Annotated in this window: 17 protein-coding genes; 1 reads left to right on the plus strand and 16 read right to left on the minus strand. The window is 58.4% G+C overall.

What is annotated here, in order from left to right; genetic code table 11:
• The 16 genes from E6W33_RS13300 to E6W33_RS13375 form a co-directional block, all read right to left on the minus strand.
• On the minus strand, window positions 1-756 hold the full coding sequence (locus tag E6W33_RS13300) for an ABC transporter permease (protein WP_136417807.1): 756 nt from the start codon (window positions 754-756) through the stop codon (window positions 1-3).
• A complete protein-coding gene (locus E6W33_RS13305) occupies window positions 753-1,661 on the minus strand; it encodes an ABC transporter ATP-binding protein (RefSeq protein WP_136417808.1) in 909 nt (302 codons plus the stop codon). Before E6W33_RS13305 ends, E6W33_RS13300 begins: the two co-directional genes overlap by 4 nt.
• A gap of 128 nt (window positions 1,662-1,789) precedes the next feature.
• A complete protein-coding gene (locus E6W33_RS13310; RefSeq protein WP_136417809.1) occupies window positions 1,790-2,086 on the minus strand; it encodes an STAS domain-containing protein in 297 nt (98 codons plus the stop codon).
• Window positions 2,087-2,093: 7 nt separating this feature from the next.
• Window positions 2,094-2,744 carry an ABC transporter substrate-binding protein gene (locus E6W33_RS13315; protein WP_136417810.1) on the minus strand — a complete coding sequence of 217 codons (651 nt, stop codon included), beginning with the start codon at window positions 2,742-2,744 and terminating at the stop codon, window positions 2,094-2,096.
• Between the two features lie 105 nt (window positions 2,745-2,849).
• Entirely contained in the window at window positions 2,850-3,716 is an 867-nt protein-coding gene (locus E6W33_RS13320; RefSeq protein WP_136417811.1) for a VacJ family lipoprotein, read from the minus strand.
• Window positions 3,716-4,189 (minus strand): outer membrane lipid asymmetry maintenance protein MlaD, encoded by a 474-nt coding sequence (gene mlaD / locus E6W33_RS13325; RefSeq protein WP_136417812.1) that lies wholly within the window; start codon window positions 4,187-4,189, stop codon window positions 3,716-3,718. Before mlaD ends, E6W33_RS13320 begins: the two co-directional genes overlap by 1 nt.
• A 103-nt stretch (window positions 4,190-4,292) precedes the next feature.
• A complete protein-coding gene (gene mlaE / locus E6W33_RS13330; RefSeq protein WP_136417813.1) occupies window positions 4,293-5,072 on the minus strand; it encodes a lipid asymmetry maintenance ABC transporter permease subunit MlaE in 780 nt (259 codons plus the stop codon).
• Window positions 5,072-5,872, minus strand: coding sequence for an ABC transporter ATP-binding protein (locus tag E6W33_RS13335; protein WP_136417814.1), 801 nt, complete (start codon window positions 5,870-5,872; stop codon window positions 5,072-5,074). The genes mlaE and E6W33_RS13335 overlap by 1 nt, the downstream gene beginning before the upstream one ends.
• A gap of 141 nt (window positions 5,873-6,013) precedes the next feature.
• Window positions 6,014-7,477: a glutamate synthase subunit beta gene (locus E6W33_RS13340; RefSeq protein ID WP_136417815.1), complete on the minus strand. Its 1,464-nt coding sequence runs from the start codon at window positions 7,475-7,477 to the stop codon at window positions 6,014-6,016.
• Between the two features lie 67 nt (window positions 7,478-7,544).
• Window positions 7,545-12,221 (minus strand): glutamate synthase-related protein, encoded by a 4,677-nt coding sequence (locus E6W33_RS13345; protein WP_136417816.1) that lies wholly within the window; start codon window positions 12,219-12,221, stop codon window positions 7,545-7,547.
• Between the two features lie 180 nt (window positions 12,222-12,401).
• A complete protein-coding gene (locus tag E6W33_RS13350) occupies window positions 12,402-13,118 on the minus strand; it encodes a transposase (RefSeq protein WP_136417817.1) in 717 nt (238 codons plus the stop codon).
• 83 nt (window positions 13,119-13,201) lie between these two features.
• Window positions 13,202-13,756, minus strand: coding sequence for a DUF2726 domain-containing protein (locus E6W33_RS13355; RefSeq protein ID WP_136417818.1), 555 nt, complete (start codon window positions 13,754-13,756; stop codon window positions 13,202-13,204).
• Window positions 13,757-14,024: 268 nt separating this feature from the next.
• The gene (locus E6W33_RS13360) at window positions 14,025-15,524 is read right to left on the minus strand and encodes an HDOD domain-containing protein (RefSeq protein WP_247869637.1); all 1,500 of its coding nucleotides are present in this window, start codon (window positions 15,522-15,524) and stop codon (window positions 14,025-14,027) included.
• Window positions 15,525-15,553: 29 nt separating this feature from the next.
• Window positions 15,554-17,275, minus strand: coding sequence for an EAL domain-containing protein (locus tag E6W33_RS13365; protein WP_136417820.1), 1,722 nt, complete (start codon window positions 17,273-17,275; stop codon window positions 15,554-15,556).
• Between the two features lie 229 nt (window positions 17,276-17,504).
• Window positions 17,505-17,999, minus strand: a complete 495-nt coding sequence (gene ssb / locus E6W33_RS13370) for a single-stranded DNA-binding protein (protein ID WP_136417821.1) — start codon at window positions 17,997-17,999, stop codon at window positions 17,505-17,507.
• Between the two features lie 54 nt (window positions 18,000-18,053).
• On the minus strand, window positions 18,054-19,250 hold the full coding sequence (locus E6W33_RS13375) for an MFS transporter (protein ID WP_136418051.1): 1,197 nt from the start codon (window positions 19,248-19,250) through the stop codon (window positions 18,054-18,056).
• Window positions 19,251-19,441: 191 nt separating this feature from the next.
• Between E6W33_RS13375 and uvrA the strand changes: the two genes are divergently transcribed.
• A complete protein-coding gene (gene uvrA / locus E6W33_RS13380; RefSeq protein ID WP_136417822.1) occupies window positions 19,442-22,294 on the plus strand; it encodes an excinuclease ABC subunit UvrA in 2,853 nt (950 codons plus the stop codon).
• The last annotated feature ends 7 nt before the right edge of the window (window positions 22,295-22,301 follow it).

Raw genomic sequence — 22,301 nt, forward strand, 5'->3', positions numbered from 1 at the left:
CTAATGGCGCAACTTGTAGCCGGTCTTCAGCAGGCGGATTGCGAAGGCGGCCAGCAAGACAAAAAATACGATGACGATCGAGAAACTGGTCGACGGATTCACGTCGGACTGGCCGAAAAAGCCGTAGCGGAAGCCGTCAATCATATAAAAAAACGGGTTGAAACGCGACACCGACTGCCAGAATGGCGGCAGCGAGTGGATCGAATAAAACACGCCGGAAAGAAAAGTTGCCGGCATGATCAGGAAGTTCTGGAATGCCGCCAGCTGGTCGAATTTTTCCGCCCAGATGCCGGCGATCAATCCCATGGTGCCGAGCATCCCCGCGCCAAGCAAGGCGAAAACGACGATCCACCATGGCGCGACAAAGCTCAACTTGGCAAACCAGGCAGTAATGATGAGCACGCCGGCACCGACTGCCAGGCCGCGCACCACGGACGCCAGCACATAGGCACCGAAAATCTCCCAGTGCGACAGCGGCGGCAGCAGCACAAAGACCAGATTGCCCGTGATCTTTGACTGGATCAGCGACGATGAACTGTTCGCAAACGAATTCTGCAGCACACTCATCATCACCAGCCCCGGAATCAGGAAGGAGGTGTAGCGTACCTGCGGATACACCTGCACATGATCTTCCAGCACATGGCCGAAGATCAGCAGGTAAAGCATGGCGGTCAGGATGGGTGCGCTGATGGTCTGCGTGGCGACCTTCCAGAAGCGCAGGACTTCCTTGTACAACAGCGTCTGGAAGCCGGTCATTTCTCGCCCTCCATGATCTGGATGAAGACATCCTCCAGGTCGGCCTGCTGCAATTGCATGTCTTCGATGACTGCCCCGGATTGGCGCAAGGTGGCAAGGATCGGCTCCACGTCGGAGTACTCGTTGACACGCAGGGTGTACTTGTTGCCGGCCACCAGCTCATCGGGATGCGAGATCAGGGGTTTGAGGGCATCCGGCAACGCGCCCTTCAGGCGAAGGGTCAGTTGCGAACCGGAGATGCGCTTGATCAGCGCCGACGTGGAGTCGAGTGCCACCACTTTCCCTGCTTTGAGCATTGCGATGCGATTGCACAAGGCTTGCGCTTCTTCCAGATAGTGCGTGGTCAGCACAATCGTGTGCCCTTCTCGATTCAGGCGCGAGATGAACTTCCACAAGGTCTGGCGCAATTCAACGTCGACGCCGGCAGTCGGCTCATCGAGCACGATGACCGGCGGCTTGTGCACCAGCGCCTGGGCAACCAGCACGCGGCGCTTCATGCCACCGGACAGTGCGCGCGTATTCGTGTCGGCCTTGTTGGTAAGATCGAGGTTGGCCATCACCTCGTCGATCCACCTGTCGTTATTCTTCAGGCCGAAATAGCCGGACTGCATGCGCAGGGTTTCGCGGACGGTGAAGAACGGGTCAAACACCAGTTCCTGTGGAACAACGCCCAGGCGCTTGCGCGCTTCGCGATAGTCGCGCACGACATCGTAACCATGGATTGCCACGCTGCCAGAGTCGGCCCGGTTAAGTCCTGCAACAATCGAAATCAGGGTGGTCTTGCCTGCACCATTCGGACCAAGCAAACCAAAAAACTCGCCCTGCTCGATAGATAGCGTCACGCCATCAAGCGCGCGCAGCGACTTGTAGCGTTTTTCGACATCGACGATTTGAAGAGCAGCCATGTTGGCTTGATCACTTTAGCGGGAATGAGCCAAGCAGTCACAAAAACAGCGCGAACCCTTGGCGGAACCCTTGATTATATTGGATTTCCGGGCAGGAAGCCGGATTGGGTGGGTTGACCGGAGAACGGTCAATGATGCGGCAAATCGGCCCGTGCGTCCTGATCCGACGGGAGATGCAGCAGTTCGGTCACGCCATAGAGAGCGGCCAGGCTTTGCAGGCTGGCCGGAAGATTGCTGAATACCACCGTTCTACCGCTGGTCATGGCGGCGCGCTGCCATGCCAGCAACGTGGCGACGGCGGCCGAGTCGACGACCGACAAGTCGCCCAGGTCGAACTGCGTCTGCCCATCCGCGATCGCCCGCAGACCGGCGTCCAGCGCGGTCTTGGCATTATGAATCGTGAGTGTCAGGGCGGGACGGTACATAGTGGAATCAGGAAGATTTGACGCCTTTGGCAGCGCTGGCAGCGAGCCGCTTGTTCTTCTCGGACAAGGTCTTGATCAAGCCATCGATGCCGCCCTTGCTGATTTCGGCCGCGAAATTGCCCTTGTAGGTTTCGACCAGCCATGCGCCAAGCACATTGACGTCATAAATTTTCCAGCCGTTCGGCAGCTTCTCCAGACGGTAGTTCAGCTGGATCGGATCGCCACCGCGCGGCTGCAGCACCTGCGAGCGAACTTCGACTTCCGTGTCCGACGGATCGGCGCGCATCGGCTTGAAGTCCAGTTTCTGATCGCGAATCTGCGAAATTGCGCCGGAATAGGTGTACACCAACAAGGCACGGAACTCGTCGGTCAGCTGCTTCTGCTGCTCCGGCGTCGCTTGGCGCCAGAATCGCCCTGCTGCGAGTGCGGTCATGCGCTGGAAATCGACATATGGAAGGATTTTCGCTTCGACGAGCTCCAGCACACGTTTATGGTTTCCGTTCTGGATTTCCTTGTCATTCTTGGCGGAATCCAGGACTTCCTGGCTGATGCGCTTGACCAGCACATCGGGCGCCTCTTGTGCATTTGCAACAGGCATGAACGCCGCCATTGCAACGGCAAGTCCAATCACTGCAAACAATTTCTTGAAAATTTTCATGGTTTCCTGTGCTTGTTACATACGGAAAGATGATCCCGTCCGTATAGGTTCAACCGGACAAAACCGGGTTCGGATGATAACTCATGGCAGGAGCAATGACGCCGCTTATTGCTTGATTTCCTTTCCAGCCGCCATGGAGTCTCTCTTGATGATGTCGTTTTGTTCCACTTCGACAACCGGTTTTACGCTCGGTTCCGTACTTGTTTCTGATTGAACATTTAATGTGCTGCTGTTTAGCGGCGAAGCGACATTCTCCTGCTCGGTGAAGGTAGGCCCGACGTCCTCTTCATAATGCGACTCCGGCGATGCGCCGTCGCGCACTTTGCTTTCCCTGCGCTGCATGTATGCGTCGCGCACGAAGACGTAGCGGTCCAGGGCTGCTTCCTCGATCAGGTTCGAAGCGTCCAGAACTGCCGCACGCTGGTCGACGGCACGCAATACAGAACCCATGTTACGCACATGAACCGGATAAACGTAATACCAGGGATCAGCCTGATAATCGATCGGTAGGACAATCGTATCGCGCAATGTTGACGGCCCAAGAAGTGGCAATACCACATACGGGCCCGATTTGACGCCCCACTTGCCCAAGGTTTGTCCAAAATCTTCCTTATGCTTCGCCAGACCTGCTTCTGATCCGATATCGAGGAAGCCGCCCAACCCCATGGTCGAATTGACCGCAACGCGCATGACATCGGACAAGCCATCGGCAGCTTTGCCTTGCAGGAAATTATTGATTGCCGTCCATACGTCGCCCATATTGCCGAAAAAATTGCTGACGCCTGTTTGCACGAAAGTCGGCAGATTGCTGTAAGCCTCAGCCGCCGGTTTCAATGCAACCTGATCAACCTTGTCATTGAACTGAAACATGGCACGGTTGAAGCCTTCAAGTGGATCCTTGCGGTTGGTCGTCGCGCATCCGGCAAGGACGAGCGACAAGGCCAGTACGATGGTCCGTAACGCAGGGTTCATTATTTATTGCCTTCCTTTCCCTCGGCTGCCTTGCTATACAGGAACTGGCTGATCAGGTTCTCAAGGACGACCGCGGATTGTGTCATCTTGATGCGGTCGCCGGCAACCAGGTTATTGAGATCGCCGCCCGGTTCCAGGCCGATATACTGCTCACCCAGCAATCCTGAAGTCAGGATCTTGGCGGAGGTATCCTTCGGGAATTTGTAAGTGGTTTCCAGGTTTAAGGTTACAACGGCCTGATAGCTCTTGTCGTCGAACTTGATGTCTCCCACGCGTCCGACCACCACACCCGCGCTTTTTACCGGGGCGCGCGGCTTCAGGCCGCCGATGTTGTCGAACTTGGTGATGACCGGGTAGGTCTTTTCAAACGATAGCGAGCTCATGTTCCCTGCTTTCATTGCCAGGAAAAACAAGGCCATCGCACCAAGCAGGACGAACAAGCCAACCCATAAGTCTAACGATTTTCGCTGCATAACCGAATACCTTAAATATAGGATGCAATGCCCTTCGACGGGCTTAAAACGAGAAAAAAGCCTTTTCCCCGACCCTACGCAGGGAATCAATCCTGCACACCCATTAATCGAACATGATGGCTGTCAGCAAGAAGTCGAGCCACAGCACCATCAGGGATGCAATTACCACGGTGCGGGTTGTCGCGCGCGAAACGCCCTCGGGCGTCGGCTGTGCCTCATACCCTTGGAACAACGCAATGAACGTTACCGCAAATCCGAAAACAACGCTCTTGATCACACCGTTGGCGATGTCCTTCCAGACATCCACGCCATCCTGCATCTGCGACCAGAATGCACCTTCGTCCACGCCGATCAGACGCACACCGACGATGTAACCGCCGATCACACCAACGGCACTGAAGATTGATGCCAATACCGGCATCGCAATCACCCCGGCCCAGAAACGCGGTGCGACCACTCGCTCCAGCGGGTTCACCGCCATCATTTCCATCGCCGATAATTGTTCGCCCGCCTTCATCAATCCGATCTCTGCGGTCAATGAAGTTCCGGCTCGCCCGGCGAACAATAAAGCGGTGACTACCGGTCCCAGTTCACGCGTGAGCGACAAGGCTACCAGCAAGCCCAGCGCCTGTTCAGAGCCATATTTGTTCAAGGTGTAATAGCCTTGCAATCCGAGCACGAACCCGACGAACAAGCCCGATACCGCAATGATCACCAGCGAATAGTTGCCGATGAAGTGAATCTGGTCGGTGACCAGTTTCGGCCGCTTCAGCAACGCAGCAGGCGCAAGCAGCATGGACAGGAACATGCGGGTTGCGAAGCCGACATTGCCGACAAATTCGCGCACCCAGCGCCCGAGAGCGCTTATCGCATCGACAATCATTACTTCGTCTCCAGGTGCAAGTCTGCTGCAAGCGATCGGCCCGGGTAATGGAAGGGCACAGGACCGTCGGCTTCCGCATGCACGAACTGCTTCACATAAGGGTCGCTCGACTCCTGCATCTGCTGCGGCGAACCGTGCGCGACAATCCTGCCCTGCGACAGAAAATACACGTAGTCGGCAATCAGGAACGTCTCATGCACATCATGCGACACCACGATCGATGTCGAGCCAAGTGCATCGTTAAGCCGGCGGATCAGATTGGCCGCCACACCCATCGAAATCGGGTCGAGCCCGGCAAACGGTTCGTCGTACATGATGAGCTGCGGATCCAGCGCCACGGCACGCGCCAGCGCCACACGCCGCGCCATGCCGCCCGAGATCTCTGCCGGCTTCAATTGCGCCGCATTGCGCAAGCCGACGGCATGCAGCTTCATCAGCACCAGGTCGCGAATCAACTCCTCCGGCAGGCTGGTATGTTCGCGCAATGGAAACGCGACGTTCTCGAATACCGTCAGATCGGTGAACAGCGCACCGTGCTGAAACAGCATGCCCATCTTGCGGCGCATCGCATACATCGCCTTGGTATTGCGCGCATCGACCGCTTGTCCGTCGAGGGTGATGCTGCCCTTCTGTGCCTGCAACTGTCCGCCGATCAGCCGCAGGATCGTGGTCTTGCCGGAACCGGAACCGCCCATGACCGCGACAACCTTGCGACGAGGAAAGTCCATCTCAAGCCCCGACAGAATCGGACGCTCTCCATAGGCAAAATGCAGGTCACGGATTTCGACGAGATTGGGCACGACATTCATCTTCAACGCAAAGATGAGATTGTAGTGCAGAAATGGCAATCGGACTTTTGGGTTAGCCCAACAGGCAGCCGAAATACGACAAAAAAACCGCCTGGTCTTTCGATGCGGCGGTTTTTTGAAAACTGTTACAAATTAACGCGGCAGTACGGAGGAACCCATCAGGAACTCGTCCACTGCGCGAGCGCACTGGCGTCCTTCGCGAATTGCCCATACGACCAGCGACTGGCCGCGACGCATGTCTCCGGCTGCAAACACTTTGTCCACCGATGTCTTGTAGCAACCGTCGCCATCCGTCGTCGCCTTCGCATTACCGCGGACATCCTTGTCGACGCCGAATGCATCCAGCACCTGCTGAACCGGCGATACGAAGCCCATGGCCAGCAAGACCAGATCTGCTTTCAGTTCGAATTCGGAATTCGGCACTTCGACCATCTTGCCGTCTTTCCATTCGACGCGAGCCGCGATCAGTTTCTCGACCTTGCCGTTCTTGCCCTCGAGGCGCTTGGTCGCCACCGACCAGTCGCGTTCGCAACCTTCTTCGTGCGAAGACGATGTGCGCAGCTTGGTCGGCCAGTAAGGCCACACGAGCGGCTTGTTTTCCTGTTCCGGCGGTTGCGGCAGCAATTCGAATTGCGTCACCGAAGCGGCGCCGTGACGGTTCGACGTGCCAACGCAGTCGGAGCCGGTGTCGCCACCGCCGATCACGATGACATGCTTGCCGGTCGCGAGAATCTGGTCCTTGACCTTGTCGCCGGCGTTGACCTTGTTCTGCAGCGGCAGGAATTCCATTGCAAAGTGCACGCCCTTCAGCTCGCGTCCCGGAACCGGCAAGTCGCGCGGCAGCTCGGCGCCGCCGGAGATGACGACAGCATCGAAATCCTTCTTCAGCTGGTCGGGAGAGATCGTCTCCTTTGCCCAGTTGTAGACGTTCGGCGTGAAATCCTTGCCGACAAAGACGCCCGTGCGGAAAGTGACGCCTTCTGCCTTCATCTGCTCGACGCGGCGATCGATGTGCGACTTTTCCAGCTTGAAGTCAGGGATGCCGTAGCGTAGCAAGCCACCGACGCGGTCGTTCTTTTCGAACACCGTCACGTCGTGGCCGGCACGCGCGAGCTGCTGCGCGGCGGCCAGACCGGCCGGACCGGCGCCGACCACCGCAACCTTCTTGCCGGTTCTGTTTGCCGCAATTTGCGGAACAACCCAGCCGTTTTCCCATCCCTTGTCGATGATGAAATGCTCGATCGACTTGATGCCGACCGGATTGCTATTGATGTTGAGCGTGCAGGCTGCCTCGCAGGGAGCCGGGCAGATGCGACCGGTGAACTCGGGGAAGTTGTTGGTGGAGTGCAGGTTGTCCAGCGCCTCCTTGAAGTTGCCGTGATAAACCAGGTCGTTCCAGTCCGGAATGATGTTGTTGACCGGGCAGCCGTTGTTGCAGAAAGGGATGCCACAGTCCATGCAACGCGCGCCCTGGATCTTGGCGTCTTCGTCGCTCAAGTGCATCACGAATTCCTTGTAATGCTTCTTGCGCAGTTGAGGTGCTTCACTCGCCTCTTGCAGGCGTTGGTATTCCAGAAAGCCGGTTACTTTTCCCATTTTTTACTCACATTCTTGGCTGCGGGGATCGCTTGCGAGATCCCCGCGGCAGCATCGTTATTGATAATCAGGCCGCGATCTTTTCTTTGGACTGCGCTGCGTTCAACTCACCCAGCGCCCGCTTGTACTCGGTCGGGAATACCTTGGTGAACTTGGCGCGAGCGTTCGTCCAGTCGTCCAGCAGATTGCGCGCACGCGTGCTGCCGGTGTACTTGAAGTGACGCTCGATCAAGCCCTTCAAGATCGCTTCGTCGGTCTGGGCCTCACCACCGCGAACGGTGCTATGCCAAGTCGCACGATCGACCTTGGCTTCCTGGTCTGCGCTGCTCAATACCGGCTCGAGTGCGACCATCGCCATATTGCACTTCTTGGCAAACTCGCCGTCCGGGTCGTACACGTAGGCGATACCGCCCGACATGCCCGCCGCGAAATTGCGGCCGGTCGCACCCAGAACGACGACGGTACCGCCGGTCATGTACTCGCAACCATGGTCACCGGTGCCTTCGACGACAGTGATCGCGCCGGAGTTGCGCACGCCGAAACGTTCGCCCGCCACACCATTGAAGAAGGCTTCGCCGGCGATCGCGCCGTACAGCACGGTATTGCCGATGATGATGTTGTCCACCGCCCAGCCACGGAATTCGGTGTTCGGACGTACGATGATGCGGCCGCCCGACAGGCCCTTGCCGACATAGTCATTGCCCTCGCCCACCAGGTCCAGCGTGATGCCATGCGCCAGGAATGCGCCGGCCGACTGGCCCGCGGTGCCTTGCAGCTGAATGTGGATAGTGTCGTCCGGCAGACCTTCGTGGCCATACTTCTTCGCGACTTCACCCGACAGCATCGTGCCGACAGTCCGGTTGACGTTCTTGACCGGGGAAATGAACGAAACCTTTTCGCCTTTTTCCAGCGCGGCCTTGGCTTGCGCGATCAGCTTGTGGTCAAGCGCCTTCTCCAGACCGTGATCCTGTTCCTCAACCTGATAGCGCGGCTCGGAAGCCGGCACGTCGGGCTGGTGGAAGATCTTGCTGAAGTCGAGGCCCTTGGCCTTCCAATGCGTGATTGCCTTCGACTTGTCGAGCAGGTCGGAACGGCCAATCAATTCGTTGAAGGTGCGAATGCCCAGCTGCGCCATGATCTGACGAACTTCCTCGGCGACGAAGAAGAAATAGTTCACCACGTATTCCGGCTTGCCGGAGAACTTGGCGCGCAGTACCGGGTCCTGCGTCGCAACGCCGACCGGGCAGGTGTTCAGATGGCACTTGCGCATCATGATGCAGCCCTCGACGACCAGCGGTGCGGTCGCGAAACCGAACTCGTCGGCACCAAGCAATGCACCGATGACGACGTCGCGACCGGTCTTGATCTGGCCATCGGTCTGCACGCGGATGCGGCTGCGCAGTCGGTTCAGCACCAGCGTTTGCTGCGTTTCGGCGAGGCCGAGTTCCCAAGGCGTACCGGCATGCTTGATCGAGGACAGCGGCGACGCGCCGGTGCCGCCATCATGGCCAGCAATCACGACGTGGTCGGACTTCGCCTTCGCCACGCCGGCTGCAACGGTGCCAACGCCCACTTCGGAGACCAGCTTGACCGAGATGGATGCCTTCGGATTCGCGTTCTTGAGGTCGTGAATCAATTGCGCCAAGTCTTCGATCGAGTAGATGTCGTGATGCGGCGGCGGAGAAATCAGACCGACGCCCGGTACCGAGAAACGCAGCTTGGCGATGTACTCGGATACCTTGTGACCAGGCAGCTGACCGCCCTCGCCCGGCTTCGCGCCTTGCGCCATCTTGATCTGGATCTGATCAGCCGACGTCAGGTACTCGGCGGTGACGCCGAAGCGCCCCGAAGCGACCTGCTTGATCTTGGAGCGCAGCGAGTCCCCGTCCATCAATGGCAGGTCGACCTCGACACGATCCTTGCCGATCACGGATGCCAGCGTGGCGCCCTTCTTGACCGGAATGCCCTTCAGTTCCTGGCGATAGCGGTTTTCATCCTCGCCGCCCTCACCGGTATTCGACTTGCCGCCGATGCGGTTCATCGCGATTGCCAGCGTGGAGTGCGCTTCGGTCGAAATCGAGCCGAGCGACATTGCGCCGGTGGCGAAGCGCTTGACGATTTCCTTGGCCGGTTCGACCTCGTCAATCGGAATCGCCTTGGACGGATCGATCTTGAATTCGAACAGTCCGCGCAAGGTCATGTGGCGCTTGGACTGATCGTTGATGATCTGCGCGTATTCCTTGTAGGTGTTGAAGTTGTTGGAGCGGGTCGAGTGCTGCAGCTTGGCAATCGCATCCGGCGTCCACATGTGTTCTTCGCCGCGCGTCCGGAATGCATACTCGCCGCCGGCGTCCAGCGCGTTGGCCAGCACCGGATCGCTGCTGAAGGCGACTTTGTGCAGACGCAGCGCTTCTTCCGCCACTTCGAACACGCCGATACCTTCGACATTGGATGCCGTGCCCTTGAAGTACTTGTCCACCATTGCCTTGTTCAGACCGATGGCTTCAAAAATCTGCGCGCCGCAGTAGGACATGTAGGTCGAAATGCCCATCTTGGACATCACCTTCATCAAGCCCTTGCCAATGGCCTTCTGGAAGTTGTAGATCGCCTTTTCCGGCGTCAGTCCGCCCTGCTGGTTCTGCGCCATCTCGGACAAGGTGTCCATGACGAGGTAGGGGTGGACAGCTTCCGCGCCATAACCGGCGAGCAGGGCGAAGTGATGCGTTTCGCGCGCGGAACCGGTTTCCACCACCAGACCGGTGGAGGTGCGCAGGCCCTTGCTGACGAGGTGCAAGTGAATCGCGGAAGTTGCCAGCAGCGCCGGAATGGCGACCTGCTCTGCATCCACTTTGCGGTCGGAAATGATCAGGATGTTGTGGCCGGACTTGACCGCATCAACCGCCTTCGCGCACAGCGACGCGAGGCGCGCTTCGATGCCTTCCTTGCCCCATGCCACGGGGTAGCAGATGTTCAGTTCATAGGACTTGAACTTGCCGCCGGTATGCTTGCCAATGTTGCGCAACTTGGCGATATCCGCGTAATCGAGTACAGGCTGCGACACTTCAAGACGCATCGGCGGGTTGATGTTGTTGGTGTCGAGCAGATTCGGCTTCGGACCGACGAAGGACACCAGCGACATGACCATGGCTTCGCGGATCGGGTCGATCGGCGGGTTGGTCACTTGCGCGAACAATTGCTTGAAGTAATGGTAGAGCGTCTTGTTCTTGTTGGACATGACAGCCAGCGGCGAGTCATTGCCCATGGAGCCGATCGCTTCCTCACCCGTGGTGGCCATCGGCGCAAGCAGGAACTTCATGTCTTCCTGCGTATAGCCGAAGAGCTGCTGGCGATCGAGCAGCGGGATCGCCGATTTCGGCTCTTCCGGTTCGGACTCCAGTTCGTCGAGCTTGATGCGCACCGACTCGATCCATTGCTTGTACGGCTTGGCGTTGGCGTAGGTATCCTTCAGTTCCTTGTCGTCAATGATGCGACCGGCTTCGAGGTCGATGAGGAACATCTTGCCCGGCTGCAGGCGCCACTTCTTGATGATCTTGGATTCCGGGATCGGCAGTACGCCGGATTCGGAGGCCATCACCACCAAGTCGTCGTCGGTCACGATATAGCGTGCCGGGCGCAGACCGTTGCGGTCCAGCGTGCCGCCGATGTGGCGCCCGTCAGTAAATGCCATCGCTGCCGGGCCATCCCATGGCTCCATCATCGCGGCGTGATATTCGTAGAAAGCACGGCGATTGTCGTCCATCAGCGTATGGTTTTCCCATGCTTCCGGAATCATCATCATCATTGCTTGCGCGATCGGATAGCCGGCCATCACCAGGAGTTCAAGCGCGTTGTCGAAGCAGGCGGTATCGGATTGGCCTTCATAGATCAGCGGGAACAGTTTCTTCAGATCGTCGCCGAGAACAGCCGATTTCATCACGCCTTCGCGTGCCCGCATCCAGTTGAAGTTACCCTTGACGGTGTTGATTTCGCCGTTGTGCGCGATCAGACGGTAGGGGTGGGACAGCGGCCACTCGGGGAAGGTGTTGGTGGAAAAGCGCTGGTGCACGAGCGCGAGTGCGGAGATACAGCGCGGATCCTGAAGATCCTTGTAGTACACGCCGACCTGGTCTGCCAGCAGCAGACCCTTGTAGACAACGGTACGTGCCGACATGGACGGCACGAAGAATTCCTTGCCGTGCAGCAGGTTCAATGCCTGGATGGCGTGGCCGGACGACTTGCGGATCACATACAGCTTGCGCTCCAGCGCATCGGTCACCATGATGTCCGGGCCGCGACCGATAAAGATCTGGCGGATGACCGGCTCTTTCTGGCGCACCGTCGGCGACATCGGCATCTCGATATCGACAGGCACATCACGCCAGCCGAGGACGACCTGGCCTTCAGCGAAGACCGCACGCTCGATTTCCTGTTCGCAGGCGATGCGGGAAGCGTTTTCCTTAGGCAGGAAAATCATGCCGACGCCATATTCGCCCGGCGGCGGCAGGGCCACGCCCTGCTTTGCCATTTCTTCACGGTAGTATTGGTCGGGAATCTGAAGCAGAATACCCGCGCCGTCGCCCATCAGCTTGTCGGCACCAACCGCACCCCGGTGGTCGAGATTCTTCAGAATCAGCAACCCCTGCTCGACGATGGAATGGCTTTTCTTGCCTTTGATATGGGCGATGAAACCGACGCCGCAAGCGTCGTGTTCGTTGATAGGATCGTAAAGACCTTGCGCGTGCATAAGCTTTCTCCGCAACTTTGGTGATATTGACGTTGAAGGATAGTGCAGCGCAACAGATTGTTCAACTTAAATAAACAGGGTCAGAGTCAAATTAAAAGTGAGCACATTTCGTGAGCATGTTAAATAGGGACAGAGTGAATCGAGCCGGGATGAATTGGCGTTCGATATAGCCCGCATTTTTTAATTGGCCGTGCCTGGGTTCGCGCCCGGCCGTGGCTTGGGCGGCCGGCCACGCTTGGCCGGCGTAACACGGCGCTCGCTCTGCTTGGCGAGCATGGAGATGAATTTTTCAGAGCCGAGCGGCCAGCCTTTTCGGGTGGCTTCGCTGAGCGCATCCACTTCGCGTGTAGTAAGGCCTTGATTCATCAGGTCTTTGTAAGCAGCCTCCCGCTCAAAAGGCGTGTTTCCCAAGGCCCAATAGAGGGGATGATCGGTGATCAGCGGATCGGGTTTTACGCCTGCATGATGGGCATAGCTGGACCACGCATAGTCCACTGGTTCCTGAACCAGACCGGAACGAACAGGGTTGGACTCGATATAGCGGCTGCAAACGAGAAAATATCGCTCGGATTCAATCACGGTAGCCTTGTATCGCCCCTGCCAGAGCGTTCCGGCCCGGCCGTACCTGGTATTGAAGTAAGGCACGTAATGACGGCCGACCCATTGCATCATGCGTCCAAGGCCAGGCTCGTCGTTTGGGGAAACAAGCAGGTGCAAATGCGTGGGCATCAATACATAGGCATGAACAGCCACTTTGAATTGCCTGGCAGCTTCACGCAGCCAACGCAGGAAGGCGGAATAATCATCCGCGTCCCGAAAAATCGGTTGGCGGTCAGTGCCGCTTTGAATGATGTGATGCGGCTGATGAGGAACGACGAGTCGCGGAAGTCTGGCCATGACGGAATTAGAACATTAAACCGCCAGCCTTCGCGCCCTTCGCCGCGAAATTTTCTCCGCATCGACGCCAGTGCAATCGCACCTCACATATGCGCGTTGAGGGTGTTGCGCCAAGGTGATCGTTGCGGAATGAATTCGATGACGTCGCTTTGAGCCGTGGCTTCCGAAACACGCGCGCCGTTTTGTGAGGCCGAACGGGCGTAAATCGTGGCGTGGATATTGGTTTCGGATGGAAGTTTTCGGGCGGGAAAGCGCACAACCCGTATTCCGGCACGATCCAGATAGGCCTCGCGTGCCGCTGCGCGCCGGCTCATGCGAACGCCATGGTCCAGCTCAACCACGGCGACCAGGCGCATATCCATGTCAAACACGGCGTAGCCCACCTTCAGCCCCTCGATCGCCGCGTGTGCCGTCTTGCGCACCCGGCCAATACCCGTCGGCTCAATCAGCGCGGACAGCGGCATGCGCGGAAAGACCAGGCAGTCGGGAAGCGCCCTGCGCAGGCGATAGAAAAAATCACGCTCCCTGCCGGTCAGCAGATTTTTCTTGCGATAACGCGCAGGCTTTTCTCTTCCAAAGAGAAACCAGAGCAGCAGTCCGCCGCAGACAATAGTAAAAAAAACGGTTGTCTCACTCATCGCAACCCCTCTTTTTCATTATTAATATAATAACTTTTATGCCGAATATTAACACTTTTTACATACTAGACGGCAACATAGAACGGCAAGCAGGTGAAAGTATTGAGGTTCCGCAAATTTCGCCATGGAAGGCCTCCCTGGCCAATGGATCGGCCGCATTGGGCCGAGGCCACGCTACAGGACTGATATCGCAGGGGCGTCATTGCACTCACCCGCTCGCACCGAGGCGCTTGCGAATGCACGGAGAGGACGACAGGGGAAAAGACAGCTAAGAGGGGCGGCGCCCCCACGATGAGCCACCGAGGCGATGCTGCTCCATTGCACGCATCACCAGAGTGCGCAATTCATCAAGCGGCCCGACCTCTGCCTGCTCGATCTTCGCGGCCATTTTGCTCAAGTCCCAGTCGCCGTAGATAAAGCCGACCGGGTTGCGGTTCACCGTCAAGGGCAAAACCATGAAACTGCGCACCGTGGGCAGCGACTCCTTCCACCAGCGCGGCAGTTTGTTGACGAATCCCGGGTCACGTGCATTTTCGACGAAGATCATCTTGTCGTTCGCCAACGCGGCATGAAACACGTCCGGCTCATACGCGTCATTGAATATCAGGCGCGGCAGCAGTTCCTGCGCGCCTTCACCAAAACCCATTTGCGCGAAATATTGCGACTTTTCCTTGTTCCGGGTGAACGCGATGGCGCGGCTGAATCCCAAACCCTGATAGACGGTTTCCAATGCCATCGACATCAGTTGTCCAATATTCGCGCTTTCCATCACGCCGCGCAGATCGGTCACACCGCGTGCCAGAATCGACGCGGCATCGGCCGGCTTGCCGGTCGCAGCGGGTCTTGATCCAGCAGCGCCAAGGTCGTTGCGCTTCATCAGGCGCTTCACGACCACATCTTCCTCTGCGGCACCGAGCTTGGCGGCATCGACAGCAGCGACGACCTCGGACGCATCGAGGCCAAGCATTTCCGAATAGTCGCCGGCCAACTGCGAGAGCTCGGCCTGCAGCGACGAGCGGTTGTCATGCAAGGCACCAGCACACAGCGAGGACAAGGTCGACAAGGCTGCCAGCCAGTCACTGTGAGTGAGAGGCTCGCCGACGGGCTTGGGCGGCATGTCCCGCAGCGTCTCGATCAGGGTTGAAGGCAGGCCCCATTGCTTGGCCACCTCGCGCCCAATCTCATCCAGACCCAGGCCGAGCATGGCGATCGTCGCCTCCTTTTCATCGACGTCCGTTTCCAGGCTGCGCTCCTGCACCTGCAACCAGCGATCGGGCAGATAAAAGGTGACCATCAAGCGGCCGAGCGAATGCAGCATGGAGCAGACAACCGCCTCTTCTGCATCGCGCGTGCTCGCTGAATACGCCACCTGGCGGGCGATATAACCGGCCAGCACGGCCTTTTCCAATTCAGCGCGGGCATTGGCGGAATCGGAGGATGCGCCCGAGAGTCCATCGATCAGTTTCAGGCCCAATGCGATGTGACCGATCGCCTCCGTGCCCAGGACAATCACGGCCTTCGATACCGTGTTGATGCCTTGCCCGAATACCGAATACATCGCGCTATTGGCCAGCCGCAGCACTTTCTGCGTCAGGGCCGGATCCTGCAGCACGGTGGTAGTCATGTTGAATTCGCGGTCGTCATCGCCGCGCATGGCCGAAATGATTGCACCTACCACCTTGGAGAACCCGGGCAGATCGCCGCGCTCTCGCACGCGCGACCACAATAGCTTGATCGTCTTGTCAGCGGTGAGGGGTTCCCTGTTCACAAAAGCGTCCATTCAATCTGATCTTCTCGTTATTGCGAAGCATGCGCTGGAGCGGGCAGCGATTGCGTCGTTTTCAGGAGTTCAATAACTTGCTCGGGAAGCAACGGGCGGCCGGTCAGATAGCCCTGGATCAGTCCGCAGCCGTGTTTGGCAAGGAACTGCAACTGCTCTTCGCTCTCCACGCCTTCTGCCACGGTGGACAGTTTGAGATGACTTGCAAGACTCAGTACCACGTCGCAGATCGCGGCATCCTTGACCGAGGTGGGCAGGTCCTTGATGAAGGCGCGATCGATCTTCAGCGTGGCGATCGGAAAGCGCTTCAGGTAGGCGAGCGAGGAATAGCCGGTGCCAAAGTCGTCGATGGCAATCCGCACATTGCGCGCGGTCATTTCGGTCAGCAGGGCTTCTGCGTGCTCGGGATCCGACATCAGGATGCCTTCCGTGATTTCCAGCAGCAACTGTTGCCCATTCAGGCCGGACAGCGTGATCGCCTCGTCCATGATGTCGAGGAACTGATCGTTTCTGAACTGTCTCGGGCTGACGTTGACCGAGACGTACAAGGGCCTGCCGGCAACTTCCTGGAACTGCCTGATCTGCATGCAGGCGGCCTTGAGCACCCATGCGCCGAGCAGGTTGATCAGCCCGTTGTTTTCAGCCATCGGGATGAACTGCGTGGGTGGCACCATGCCGAGCCCGGGACGCGACCAGCGCATCAGCGCTTCGAATCCCATGATCTGCCGGCTGCGCGCGTCGACGATGGGTTGGTAATTCAGAAGGAATTCGCCATCCCTGACCGCCTGGAACATGGCCGCTTCCATCGACACGTCGTGTTCGGGCTGGGTGAATTTCTGGTTGTTGTAGACGACGCAACGCGCCTTGCCGGTTTCCTTGGCGCGGTACATCGCGGTGTCCGCATGGGCGAGCAGCTTCACTTCGCTCTCGCCATGTTCGGGGAAAATGGCCGCACCGATCGACGTGCCGACGTAGAGGGTATGCCCCTGGATATCGAACGGGAGCTGCATCGCTGAAATCATGCGGCGCGCAATCGCCTGAATCTCGCCTTCCGATACCGCGCCTGCGAGGACCGCCACAAACTCGTCGCCACCGACGCGCGCCAGCGTATCGATGTCGCGTAGCGTATCGCTCAATCGCATCGCAGCGACGCGCAACAAGGAATCGCCGACCGGGTGTCCGAGGGCATCGTTGACCTTCTTGAAGCCGTCCAGGTCGAGTGCCACGACGGCAAATCCCAATCCCGTGCGGCGCGACTGCGCGATCGCCATGCGAATCCGGTCGGACAACAGCGACCGGTTCGGCAAACCGGTCAATGGGTCATGCGTGGCCATATGGCGCAGGCGTTCCTCGGTAGCCTGCTGCCCGGAGATATCCCTGCCGACGGCCAGCAGTTCGGTTTCGCCGCGCGCGTTCGTGTAGCTGCTGATTTGCAATTCGATCCATAACGCGCTGTTCGGCGTCTTGAAGCGCACATTGGCTTTGCTGGGTTCAGCCGTCTCCCGAACCCGCGTTACAGCGCTTTCGAGCGCTGAGTGATCGGCACTCAAGATCAGGGCTGGCAGGGGCTGGCCGATCAGCTTGACACCGGAACCGATCAATTCGCTGGAGCGTTTGCTGGCGTGCTGGATGACTGTCTCCGCATTCAGACGGAAAACGGCGTCTCCGGCGGCCTCCATGAGGCTGTCCAGTTGACTATTGAGCGCAGTATCAGGCCGATCCCGATGAATGGAAAACATTGTTGAAAATCAATTTCGGGTCAAGGCCGGACATCCGGCCGGAATCTAGCGGCTACACCTGCAATGCGCGATGTCAGACGCCGATTCAGTCATCTTAACAAATTGTTGTCAAGAAATTGAGCAGGGGATGCAATCTTGTTCTGGAAAGTGCCAAAAATGAAACAGTGGACCGTTACATGGCAAAAAAGCCCCGCGTTTGAAGGCGGGGCTTTTTTGGCTATGGCGATGATCAGAACGGAATATCGTCGTCCATATCGCTGAAGTTCGGCGCCGGGCGCTGCTGCGGAGCACCGCGCGAAGCGCCGGCATTGCCTCCGCCGGCGCTCTGCCGAGGTGCCGGAGCGCTGCTGCCGTAATCATCGTCCATCGGGGCGCCACCGCCCATGCCCTGACGGCTGCCGAGCATCTGCATGGTGTCGGCGATGATTTCAGTGGTGTAGCGTTCGACACCGTCCTTGTCCGTCCACTTGCGCGTCTGCAGGCGGCCTTCCACGTAGATCTGCGAGCCCTTTTTCAGGTACTGGCCGGCGATTTCCGCCAGTTTGCGGTAGAAGGTAATGCGGTGCCATTCGGTCAATTCCTTCTTTTCGCCGGTATTCTTGTCTTTCCAGCTTTCGGTGGTCGCAACCGCGATATTCGTGACTGCATCGCCGTTCGGCATGTAGCGCGTTTCAGGATCGCGCCCGAGGTTGCCGACGATAATGACTTTGTTGACGGATGCCATAAATTTCTCCTAAAGCTGACTGAGGTGGTATCGTGATTCAAATGCGGAATGGATTCAAGCGGATGCTGCAGCGGTGCCGCGCCGCGGCAGGCTTTTCATCTTCGCGGCAATTATAAGCCAGACAATTGTCAGCGCCGCGCCCGCCACAAAGACGGAAGACGGCCCGAGGTGCTGCTGCAACCAGCCCCCAAGTACGCCACCGCAGAACAGCGCCAACGCTTGCAGTGTGTTGTAGACGCCGAGCGCACTGCCCTTCGCGGCCGGCGGCGCCATGCGGGATACCAGTGAAGGCTGGGTCGCTTCCAGGATGTTGAACGCGACGAAGAATGCCAGCAGCAACAGGACCAGCACCGACCAGTGCATGGAAGCCGGCCGGGACATGAAAGCCCACAGCCCGACCTGCACCAGTGCCAGCAGGGCAATGGCGCCCAGGAATACCTGTTTCATCTTGCCGCGCTTTTCGCCGACGAAGACAAAGGGCAGCATCAGCGCAACCGACACGACCATGATCGGAAGATACAGCTTCCAATGGCCCGCAACCGGCAGGCCCATGTACTGCACAATGGCCGACGGCACCACCACGAACATCGACATTTGCGCCACATGCAGCGCGAATACGCCATAGTTCAGGCGCGCCAGCTCGCGATCGGCCAGCACCTCGGAGAACGGGACTTCCTTCGCATGAATCTTTTGCGGCGCCGGCGGCACGATATACAGAACAACAAGAATGGCAATACAGGAAAGAATGCCGGTCAGTGCGAAGATGCCGCCCATCCCGATCAGGCGATACATCACCGGCGCGGCGACCATGGAGATTGCGAAGGTCAGTCCGATCGAGCCGCCGACCATCGCCATCGCCTTGGTGCGATGCTCGTCCCTTGTCGCATCCGCAATGAATGCGGTGACCGCCGCGGAGATCGCGCCGGCTCCCTGCACGGCGCGGCCGACGATCACCCAGGTGAGCGTGTGTGCCGACGCGGCGATAAAGGAACCGAGCGCAAACAGGACCAGGCCGATGATGATGATGGGCTTGCGCCCATATTTATCTGAGGCAATGCCGAACGGGATCTGTCCGAAGGACTGCGTCAAGCCATAAATTCCCATTGCTAAACCGACCATCGCCGCGCTTTCGCCGCCGGGAAGTGTCTTTGCGTGCACGGCGAAGACAGGCAGGATCAGGAACATGCCGAGCATGCGCAGCGCGAAAATCGATGCCAGTGACAGACTGGAACGGATTTCCATGGGGGTCATGCGACTGCTCGGGTCGACGGATGAAGAGGTGGGCATGGTGCTCTGGAAGGGTTGAACCTGAAGATACGATGGACTTTAAAACCCGTTATAGTATCAGGTTGACCCGTTTCGGCGCCTGTATCGGCAGGAAACATCCCGCTTGGGAATGCTTCCTGCCGATACAGGCGCTCAGCTCTCGTTGAAAGCAGTTCATGGAAGAAATAAGAATTCGCGGCGCACGTACACACAATCTGAAAAACATCAACCTGGAATTGCCTCGCAACCAATTGATTGTCATTACAGGTCTGTCCGGCTCCGGCAAGTCCTCGCTCGCCTTCGATACCTTGTACGCGGAAGGCCAGCGGCGCTATGTCGAGTCGCTTTCAGCCTATGCGCGCCAGTTCCTGCAGCTGATGGAAAAGCCCGATGTCGACCTGATCGAAGGCTTGTCGCCGGCGATCTCCATCGAACAGAAGGCCACCTCGCACAACCCGCGTTCGACAGTCGGCACCGTGACCGAAATCCACGACTACCTGCGCCTGCTGTATGCGCGCGTCGGCACACCGTATTGCCCGGACCATCCGGAAAATCCGCTCGCGGCGCAATCCGTTTCGCAGATGGTCGATGCCGTGCTGGCAATGCCGGAGGATACCAAACTGATGATCCTCGCGCCCGTCGTCGCCAACCGCAAGGGGGAACATGTCGACTTGTTCGAAGACATGCAGGCACAGGGCTTTGTCCGCTTCCGCATCCAGAGCGGCACGCATGCGGCGCGCATCTATGAAGTCGACGACCTGCCGAAACTGAAGAAGACCGAGAAGCACACGATCGACGTCGTGATCGACCGCCTGAAGATCAAGGCCGATGTGAAGCAGCGGCTCGCGGAGAGTTTCGAGACCGCATTGCGCCTGGCGGAAGGCCGTGCCATTGCCCTCGAAATGGACAGCGGCAAGGAGCATCTTTTCTCCAACAGGTTCGCCTGCCCGACCTGCGGCTACGCATTGCAGGAACTCGAGCCGCGCCTGTTCTCCTTCAACAACCCGATGGGCGCCTGCCCGGAATGCGACGGCCTCGGTCACATCGAGTTCTTCGATCCGAAGCGCATTGTAGCCTTCCCCAACCTGTCGCTCGCGAGCGGTGCGATCAAGGGCTGGGACCGGCGCAACCAATTCTATTTCCAGATGCTGTCGAACCTCGCGGAACACTATGCGTTCGATCTGGACATCCCGTTCGAGAAACTGCCCGAGCAGGCGCAGCATGCAGTGCTGTACGGCTCAGGCCGCCAGACGATTCCCTTCACCTACATCAACGAGCGCGGCCGTGCGGTCGTGCGCGAACATACTTTCGAAGGCGTCGTGAACAATCTGCAGCGGCGCTATCGCGAGACTGATTCGATCGCCGTAAAGGAAGAGCTGGCAAAGTTCATCAATCAGAAGGAATGCCCATCCTGCAAAGGCGCTCGCCTGCGCATCGAAGCGCGGCATGTGAAAGTCGGTACCGGCAAGCAGCAGCGCTCGATCTACGAGATCGCGGCAACGCCATTGCGCGACACGCTGGAGTTTTTCGACAAGCTGAAGCTGACCGGTGCGAAAAAGGAAATCGCCGACCGCATCATCAAGGAAATCATATCGCGCCTGAAATTCCTGAATAACGTCGGCCTCGATTACCTGTCGCTGGAGCGCAGCGCAGATACCTTGTCCGGCGGCGAGGCGCAGCGCATCCGTCTTGCGTCGCAGATCGGCTCCGGCCTGACCGGCGTGATGTATGTGCTCGACGAGCCCTCCATCGGTCTTCATCAGCGCGACAATGACCGCCTGATCAACACCTTGAAGCATTTGCGCGATATCGGCAACAGCGTGCTGGTGGTCGAACACGACGAGGATGCCATCCGATGCGCGGACTACATCGTCGACATGGGCATCGGCGCCGGCGTGCATGGCGGCGAGGTCATTGCCAAGGGGCCGCTCAAAGACATCCTGAAGAACAAGAAATCGCTGACAGCCAAGTATCTGAATGGCTCGCTCACCATTCACATGCCGAAGAAGCGCACGCCGCCCGATCCGGAGCGGCAACTGGTGATCAGCGGCGCATCCGGCAACAATCTGAAAAGCGTGACGCTGGAGCTGCCTGTCGGTCTGCTGACCTGCATCACCGGCGTTTCCGGTTCGGGCAAATCCACGCTCATCAATGACACCTTGTACCACGCTGCCGCACGGCATTTGTACGGCTCCCAGACTGAGCCGGCCGCATATGAATCGATCAGCGGACTGGAACATTTCGACAAGGTGATCTCGGTCGACCAGGCGCCGATCGGCCGCACGCCACGCTCCAATCCGGCGACTTATACAGGTGTGTTCACGCCGATCCGCGATTTGTTCTCGACGGTGCCGACGGCCAAGGAACGCGGATACAGTGCCGGCCGCTTCTCTTTCAACGTCAAGGGTGGGCGCTGCGAAGCCTGCCAGGGCGACGGCGTGATCAAGGTTGAAATGCATTTCCTTCCGGACGTGTATGTGCCGTGCGATGTATGCCATGGCAAGCGCTACAACCGCGAGACGCTGGAAGTGCAGTACAAGGGGAAGAATATCCACGAAGTGCTGGAGATGACGGTCGAGGAAGGTTTCGAATTCTTCAAGCCGGTACCGGTCGTCGCGCGCAAGCTGCAGACGCTGCTTGACGTGGGCCTCGGCTACATCCGTCTCGGTCAGAGCGCGACCACGTTATCCGGCGGCGAAGCGCAGCGCGTCAAGCTCTCGCTGGAATTGTCCAAGCGCGATACCGGCCGCACGCTCTATATCCTGGATGAGCCGACCACCGGCCTGCACTTCCATGACATCGATCTGTTGCTGAAAGTGATTCATCGTCTGCGCGATCAGGGCAACACCGTGGTTATCATCGAGCACAACCTGGATGTGATCAAAACTGCCGACTGGATCATCGACCTGGGGCCGGAGGGCGGCGCCGGCGGCGGACAGATCATCGCGACCGGTACGCCGGAAGATGTGGCGAAGACGCCGGTGAGCTTTACCGGCCAGTATCTGGCGCCGATGCTCAAGAAGAAATAAGGCAAGG

The organism is Herbaspirillum sp. ST 5-3 (assembly GCF_004804275.1).
GTDB lineage: Bacteria > Pseudomonadota > Gammaproteobacteria > Burkholderiales > Burkholderiaceae_D > Noviherbaspirillum.

Excerpts from the sequence above, each read along its gene's own strand:
- E6W33_RS13300 (WP_136417807.1), bottom strand. The coding sequence starts at position 756 with ATGACCGGCTTCCAGACGCTGTTGTACAAGGAAGTCCTGCGCTTCTGG.
- E6W33_RS13310 (WP_136417809.1), bottom strand. The coding sequence starts at position 2,086 with ATGTACCGTCCCGCCCTGACACTCACGATTCATAATGCCAAGACCGCG.
- E6W33_RS13320 (WP_136417811.1), bottom strand. The coding sequence starts at position 3,716 with ATGAACCCTGCGTTACGGACCATCGTACTGGCCTTGTCGCTCGTCCTT.
- E6W33_RS13375 (WP_136418051.1), bottom strand. The coding sequence starts at position 19,250 with ATGACCCCCATGGAAATCCGTTCCAGTCTGTCACTGGCATCGATTTTC.
- E6W33_RS13355 (WP_136417818.1), bottom strand. The coding sequence starts at position 13,756 with ATGAGTGAGACAACCGTTTTTTTTACTATTGTCTGCGGCGGACTGCTG.
- uvrA (WP_136417822.1), top strand. The coding sequence starts at position 19,442 with ATGGAAGAAATAAGAATTCGCGGCGCACGTACACACAATCTGAAAAAC.
- E6W33_RS13305 (WP_136417808.1), bottom strand. The coding sequence starts at position 1,661 with ATGGCTGCTCTTCAAATCGTCGATGTCGAAAAACGCTACAAGTCGCTG.
- E6W33_RS13315 (WP_136417810.1), bottom strand. The coding sequence starts at position 2,744 with ATGAAAATTTTCAAGAAATTGTTTGCAGTGATTGGACTTGCCGTTGCA.
- ssb (WP_136417821.1), bottom strand. The coding sequence starts at position 17,999 with ATGGCATCCGTCAACAAAGTCATTATCGTCGGCAACCTCGGGCGCGAT.
- E6W33_RS13340 (WP_136417815.1), bottom strand. The coding sequence starts at position 7,477 with ATGGGAAAAGTAACCGGCTTTCTGGAATACCAACGCCTGCAAGAGGCG.
- E6W33_RS13345 (WP_136417816.1), bottom strand. The coding sequence starts at position 12,221 with ATGCACGCGCAAGGTCTTTACGATCCTATCAACGAACACGACGCTTGC.
- E6W33_RS13365 (WP_136417820.1), bottom strand. The coding sequence starts at position 17,275 with ATGTTTTCCATTCATCGGGATCGGCCTGATACTGCGCTCAATAGTCAA.
- mlaE (WP_136417813.1), bottom strand. The coding sequence starts at position 5,072 with ATGATTGTCGATGCGATAAGCGCTCTCGGGCGCTGGGTGCGCGAATTT.
- mlaD (WP_136417812.1), bottom strand. The coding sequence starts at position 4,189 with ATGCAGCGAAAATCGTTAGACTTATGGGTTGGCTTGTTCGTCCTGCTT.
- E6W33_RS13350 (WP_136417817.1), bottom strand. The coding sequence starts at position 13,118 with ATGGCCAGACTTCCGCGACTCGTCGTTCCTCATCAGCCGCATCACATC.